This window comes from uncultured Ellagibacter sp. (genome assembly GCF_934636505.1).
Classification (GTDB): domain Bacteria; phylum Actinomycetota; class Coriobacteriia; order Coriobacteriales; family Eggerthellaceae; genus Ellagibacter.
The window spans coordinates 1-5557 of the sequence record NZ_CAKUAL010000098.1 but is presented as its reverse complement, the minus strand read 5'-3'; the positions used below and the strand labels follow the sequence as shown (position 1 = coordinate 5557).

Sequence of the window (5557 nt, the reverse complement as noted above, 5' to 3'; positions counted from 1 at the left end):
CCATTCAGGCGTCCATGGTGTCGAAGGCGATCGAGAGCGCGCAACGTCAGGTCGAAACGATGCACTTCGCCGCGCGTAAGAACGTCCTCGAATACGACGACGTCATGAACCTGCAGCGCAAGGTGATCTACGAGGAGCGCAACTCCATCTTGGACGGCAAGGACATGAACGGCCGCATTCCCGGCATCATCTCCGACGCCGCCTCCGCCGTGGTGGAGGAGAACTGCCCCGAGCGCGCCGCGTTCGACGACTGGGACGTGAAGGCGGTCGACACGTGGGCCGCCGGCATGACCGGCAACAACGACTTCCACGTCGCGTCGATCGAGCACGACGACGAGCCGGAAAACGTCGCCGACGCGCTCACCGAGTATCTCGAGGGCATCTACGCCGAGAAGGAGAACCTGCTTGGCGCCGACATGATGCGCAATCTGGAAAGCCAGGTCATGTTGCGCATCATCGACACGCGCTGGATGGCCCACCTTGCCGAGATGGATTACCTGAAAACCGGCATCGGCCTGCGCGCCTTCGCACAGCGCGACCCGCTCGTCGAGTACAAGAACGAGGCGTACGCCGCCTTCCAGCGCCTGACCGCCAGCATGTACGAGGACTACCTGCGTACGCTTCTGCGCCTGCAGATCGCCGTGAAGCAGGAGCCCATCCCCGAGGAGCGAAATCCGCTCGAGGGCCGTTTGAGCTACTCGAAGCCCGAGGACGCGCTCACCGAGTCCGACATCAAGGCGGCGCCGGCAGCAGCGCGGGCCTCCCAGGCCGGAGCAGCTCCCAAGCCCGCCGCGCCGAAGCCCACGACGTATGTCAAGGACAAAGACGACCCCTTCGCGAACGTCGGCCGCAACGATCCTTGCCCCTGCGGCAGCGGCAAGAAGTTCAAGAAGTGCCACGGCATGTACCAGGATTAGCGCCTACCGTTGTATAGGGCGCATCTGCTGTGAGGCGGAGGCTGCCGCCTTGCATTGGGCGCTTCGGCGTGACGCGAGATGCAGTTGCCGCCGCGCTTTCTCCAAGCTTTATTGCAAAAGGCCGTTTCCCCAGGGAAGCGGCCTTTTTCTCGTGCCTTTTGTGCACGGCATGCCCTCGCTCAATCGCAACGAAACCGTGCCATTCGTGTATATTCGGAGCAAGTTACACCGTGCCATTCGTGTATACTATTGCACATGCTGACCGTGCCATTCGTGTATATTCGGAGCAAGTTACACCGTGCCATTCGTGCGTGAATGGCATTTTGGCATCAATTGGAGCGAGGGGTGGCCATGTTCAAACGCCATGCATACGACGATCTTCTTCGCTGGAAGCGCGAGTCGAAAGGCGCGCGCGCTCTGCTTTTAGAGGGTGCGCGTCGCGTTGGCAAAAGCACGCTCGCAAGGGAGTTTGCCGAAAGGGAATACGCCGCCCATCTGGTCATAGACTTCTCCGAAGCGTCCGATGACCTCAAGATGCTGTTTCGCGACTATCGTGCGGACGTGGATTCCTTCTTCATGTACCTGCAGGCGTTCACGGGGGTTTCGCTGCCGCGCCGAGATTCCCTCATCGTGTTCGACGAGGTGCAGCGCTTCCCGCCTGCACGGGAGTTCATCAAGCAGCTTGTCGCGGACGGCCGATACGACTATCTCGAAACCGGCTCGCTCATATCCATCCGGCGCAACGTGAAGGGCATCGTCATTCCTTCCGAGGAGACTGCGCTTCGCTTGAATCCGCTGAACTTCGAAGAGTTCCTTTGGGCGGAAGGTGAAGATCAGCTCGCCGCGGCCATCCGCACCTCTTTCGAGGGGAAAACCCCGCTGCCTGAGGCCATCCATCGCAAAGCGGAACGGCTTTTCCGCGAATACATGCTGGTCGGAGGCATGCCTCAGGCGGTTGATGCGCATGTTGCCGAAAAGGATTTCGGAAAAGTGGACAGGGTGAAGCGCGATATCTTGTCGCTGTACCGCGGCGACATCGAGAAGTTCGGCGGCACCGACGCGCTGCGCATCCGTCGCGTGTTCTCGACCTTGCCCGGCCAGCTGGCGCGCCATGAGAAGAAGTTTGTGCTGTCCTCGCTTGACAGCAACGCGCGCAGCAGGGACTATGCGGACGCCTTCTTCTGGCTAGCGGATGCGTGCATAAGCGCCACGTGTATCGGTGTCGATGACCCGTCGGTGGGCCTCGCGGCAACCGCCGACGAGGGAACGTTCAAGTGCTATATGGCCGACACGGGGCTTTTGATCTGCCAGCTTTTCGCCGACAATGCCGAGACCCCCCACGAGCTTTACCGCGACATTCTGCTGGGAAAACTCGAGATCAACGAGGACATGTTCACGGAAAACGTGGTGGCGCAGCAGCTCGCCTCGAACGGGCATGGGCTGTACTTCTACTCGAAGCGCGACCGCGAGAACAGCGCAAACACCATGGAAATCGACTTCTTGATCACGGCCGGTTACGATGATGCCGCCGGGCGCATGCGCGTTTCGCCTATCGAGGTGAAGTCGACGAAGCGCTATGGCGCGAAATCGCTCGAGAAGTTCAAAACCAAGTTCGGCTCGCGTGCGGGCCTGCGGTATATTCTGCATCCGAAACCCGTGCAGGTGGAGGGCGACCTGGTGCGCCTACCGTTGTATATGGCGCATCTGCTGTGAGGCGGTACCGCCTGGTGCATTGGGCGCTCCGGCGTGATGAGAGATGCGGTGGCCGCTCGCCATCGCCCGCTGTCGCCTGCCGCCGTCTGCCGCCGCATACTGGCGTCCGTCCGCGAAGAAACTATGCACGACGCGCCCCGCCATATACGGTGGGCGTTTTTGCTGGTAACATAAACAAGCTATGGCTGACAAAGAATTGATAGAACATATCGACATCGCCGCCCAGCGCGTTGCCGACTCGCATGCGTACCTGCACATCGACGACAAGACGGTCGAGCTGCAGAGGCTCGACGCCCAAATCGCCTCGCCGGGCTTTTGGGACGACGCGTCGCGCGCGCAAAGCGTCTCGAAGCAGGCGTCGAACTTGCGCGATGTCATCGCCGAATACGACGGCGCCTGTGCGCTGCTCGACGACGTGCGCGCGGCGGCGGAGCTCGCAGACGAAGACGAGTCGTTCGCCGAGGAAGCAAAATCCCTGCTCGCAAAGCTCGACGAGGAGCTCGACGGGCTTGAAGTCTCCTCGTGGTTCTCCGGCCGCTTCGACGCGGGCGACGCTATTCTGTCGGTCAACCCGGGATCGGGCGGGCTCGAGGCGCAGGACTGGACCGAGATGCTCTACAAGATGTATTTGCACTACGCCGAGGACAAGGGCTGGAAAGTCACCGTGCTCGATGCGGTTCCCGGCGAGGGCATCGGCCTTGACAAGGCGACTATCCAGATCGAGGGGCGAAACGCCTACGGCATGCTCACAAGCGAGAACGGCGTCCACCGCCTTGTGCGCATCTCTCCGACCGACGACAAGAAGCGCCGCCACACCACGTTCGCAAGCGTGGAGGTGCTCCCCGTGCTTCCCGATGATATCGAGGTCGACTTGAACCCCGCCGACGTGCGCGTCGATGTGTACCGCTCAAGCGGCCCCGGCGGGCAGTGCGTGAACACGACCGACTCCGCCGTGCGCCTGACCCATATTCCCACAGGAATCGTTGTGACCTGTCAAAACGAGAAATCGCAGCTGCAGAACAAGGAATCCGCCTTCCGCGTGCTGCGCGCCAAGCTCTACGAAATCGAGCAGCGCAAGCGCGAGGAGCAGATTGACGAGCTGCGCGGCGAGCGCATGGAAAACTCGTTCGGCAGCCAAATTCGCAATTATGTGTTGTATCCTTATCAGCTGGTGAAAGACCTGCGCAGCGGCGTTGAGACGAGCAATGTCGACGCTGTGCTCGCGGGCGATATCGAGCAATTCGTGATCGGTTATCACAAGTGGCGAGTTTCGCAATAAAGAAAGGACTGCAATGACCGACCTTACGCGTGTGGCGACAGATCTGCGCTGCGACATTCTGCGCATGATCGCGGAAGCGAAAAGCGGGCATCCGGGGGGATCGCTGTCGTGCACCGACATCTTGACGTCGCTGTACTTCGGCGGCGTGCTCAAGCACGACCCGAAAAATCCCAAGATGGAGGGTCGCGACTGGTTCTTCCTGGCGAAGGGCCATGCGGCGCCAGCGCTCTACGCCGCGCTCGCGCACGCGGGCTACTTCCCCGTTGAGGAGCTTATGACGCTTCGCAAGCTGGGAACGCGCCTGCAGGGCCATCCCGACTGCAACCTTTGCCCGGGCGTTGAGGTGTCCACGGGCTCCTTGGGCCAGGGCCTCTCCATCGCCGCAGGCACGGCGTGCGGCCTTGCACTCGACGGCAAGGAAGGATCGGTCTTCGCGCTTCTCGGCGACGGCGAATGCGAGGAAGGCCAGGTGTGGGAGGCAGCTATGTTCTCCGCGCACCGCAAGCTCGACAACCTCACGGCCATCATCGACCACAACGGCCTGCAGATCGACGGCAAGGTGACCGAGGTGTGCAGCCCTGAGGATCTGGGTGTGAAGTTCGAGGCGTTCGGATGGGACGTCCATCACGTCAACGGCCATGACATCGACGCGCTCATCGAGGTGCTCACCGCCTGCAAGAGCTCTCGCGACGGGAAGCCCCATGCCGTCATCGCCGAGACGGTGAAGGGCAAGGGCGTGTCGTTTATGGAGAACGAGGCTGGCTGGCACGGCAAGGCGCCGTCCGCCGAGCAGCTTGAAGCCGCGCTCGCCGAGCTTGAAGCGGCGCGTGATGAGGAGGTTTGCCGTGGTTAAGCTCGCAAGCGCCGAAATGGCCGAAAAGAAACTCGCGACTCGCGCCGCCTTCGGTGCGACGCTCGCCGAACTTGCGGAGGAGGGCGTGCCCGTCGTCGCGGTCGACGCTGACCTCACCGGTTCCACCACCACCAAGAAGTTCGCTGCTGCCTCGCCTGAGAACGCCGACAAGCTTTTCAACTGCGGTATCGCCGAGCAGAACATGATCGACGTGGCAGCTGGTCTTGCTCTTACGGGTCATGTCGCCTACACGGGGTCCTTCGCCGTGTTCGGTACCGGCCGTGCTTACGACCAGATTCGCAACACCGTGTGCTATAGCAACCTCGATGTGAAGATCTGCCCGACGCACGCGGGCGTCTCGGTCGGTCCCGACGGCGGATCGCATCAGATGCTCGAGGACATCTCGCTTATGCGCGGCCTGCCCAACATGCGCGTGCTCGTTCCCGCCGACTACGCTGCCGCGCGCGCTGCCATCAAGCTCGCCGCGAAGACGCCGGGTCCGGTGTACGTGCGCATGGGCCGCGCCGCTGTGCCCTGCGTCTACGATGACGACGTCGAGCTCGAGCTCGGCCGCGCCTATGTGCTGCGTGAGGGCTCCGACGTGACCGTCGTCGCCTGCGGCGTGGAAATCCGCGAGGCGCTTGCGGCGGCCGACATGCTCGCCGAGGAAGGTGTGTCCGTCGAGGTCATCGACGCGTTCTCGGTGAAGCCGCTCGACGAGGACACCATCACGGCAAGCGTCGCGAAGACGGGTTGCTGCGTGGTCGCCGAGGAGCACAGCGTGCACGGTGGCCT

General features: G+C 62.2%; 5 protein-coding genes. All 5 read left to right on the top strand.

What is annotated here, in order from left to right; genetic code table 11:
* Positions 1-917, top strand: a 917-nt coding sequence (locus tag Q0G18_RS08830) for an SEC-C metal-binding domain-containing protein (protein ID WP_297152145.1), incomplete at its 5' end; no start/stop codon positions are given.
* Positions 918-1268: 351 nt separating this feature from the next.
* Entirely contained in the window at positions 1269-2630 is a 1362-nt protein-coding gene (locus Q0G18_RS08825; RefSeq protein ID WP_297152142.1) for an AAA family ATPase, read from the top strand.
* A gap of 181 nt (positions 2631-2811) precedes the next feature.
* Positions 2812-3909 (top strand): peptide chain release factor 2, encoded by a 1098-nt coding sequence (prfB, locus tag Q0G18_RS08820; protein WP_158048946.1) that lies wholly within the window; start codon positions 2812-2814, stop codon positions 3907-3909.
* A 13-nt stretch (positions 3910-3922) separates the two neighbouring features.
* Positions 3923-4762: a transketolase gene (locus Q0G18_RS08815; RefSeq protein WP_297152137.1), complete on the top strand. Its 840-nt coding sequence runs from the start codon at positions 3923-3925 to the stop codon at positions 4760-4762.
* Positions 4755-5557, top strand: an 803-nt coding sequence (locus Q0G18_RS08810) for a transketolase C-terminal domain-containing protein (RefSeq protein ID WP_297152134.1), incomplete at its 3' end; no start/stop codon positions are given. The genes Q0G18_RS08815 and Q0G18_RS08810, both read left to right, overlap by 8 nt.

What these genes read in the sequence shown, in the direction of transcription:
- prfB (WP_158048946.1), top strand. Translation starts at nt 2,812, where the DNA reads ATGGCTGACAAAGAATTGATAGAACATATCGACATCGCCGCCCAGCGC.
- Q0G18_RS08825 (WP_297152142.1), top strand. Translation starts at nt 1,269, where the DNA reads ATGTTCAAACGCCATGCATACGACGATCTTCTTCGCTGGAAGCGCGAG.
- Q0G18_RS08815 (WP_297152137.1), top strand. Translation starts at nt 3,923, where the DNA reads ATGACCGACCTTACGCGTGTGGCGACAGATCTGCGCTGCGACATTCTG.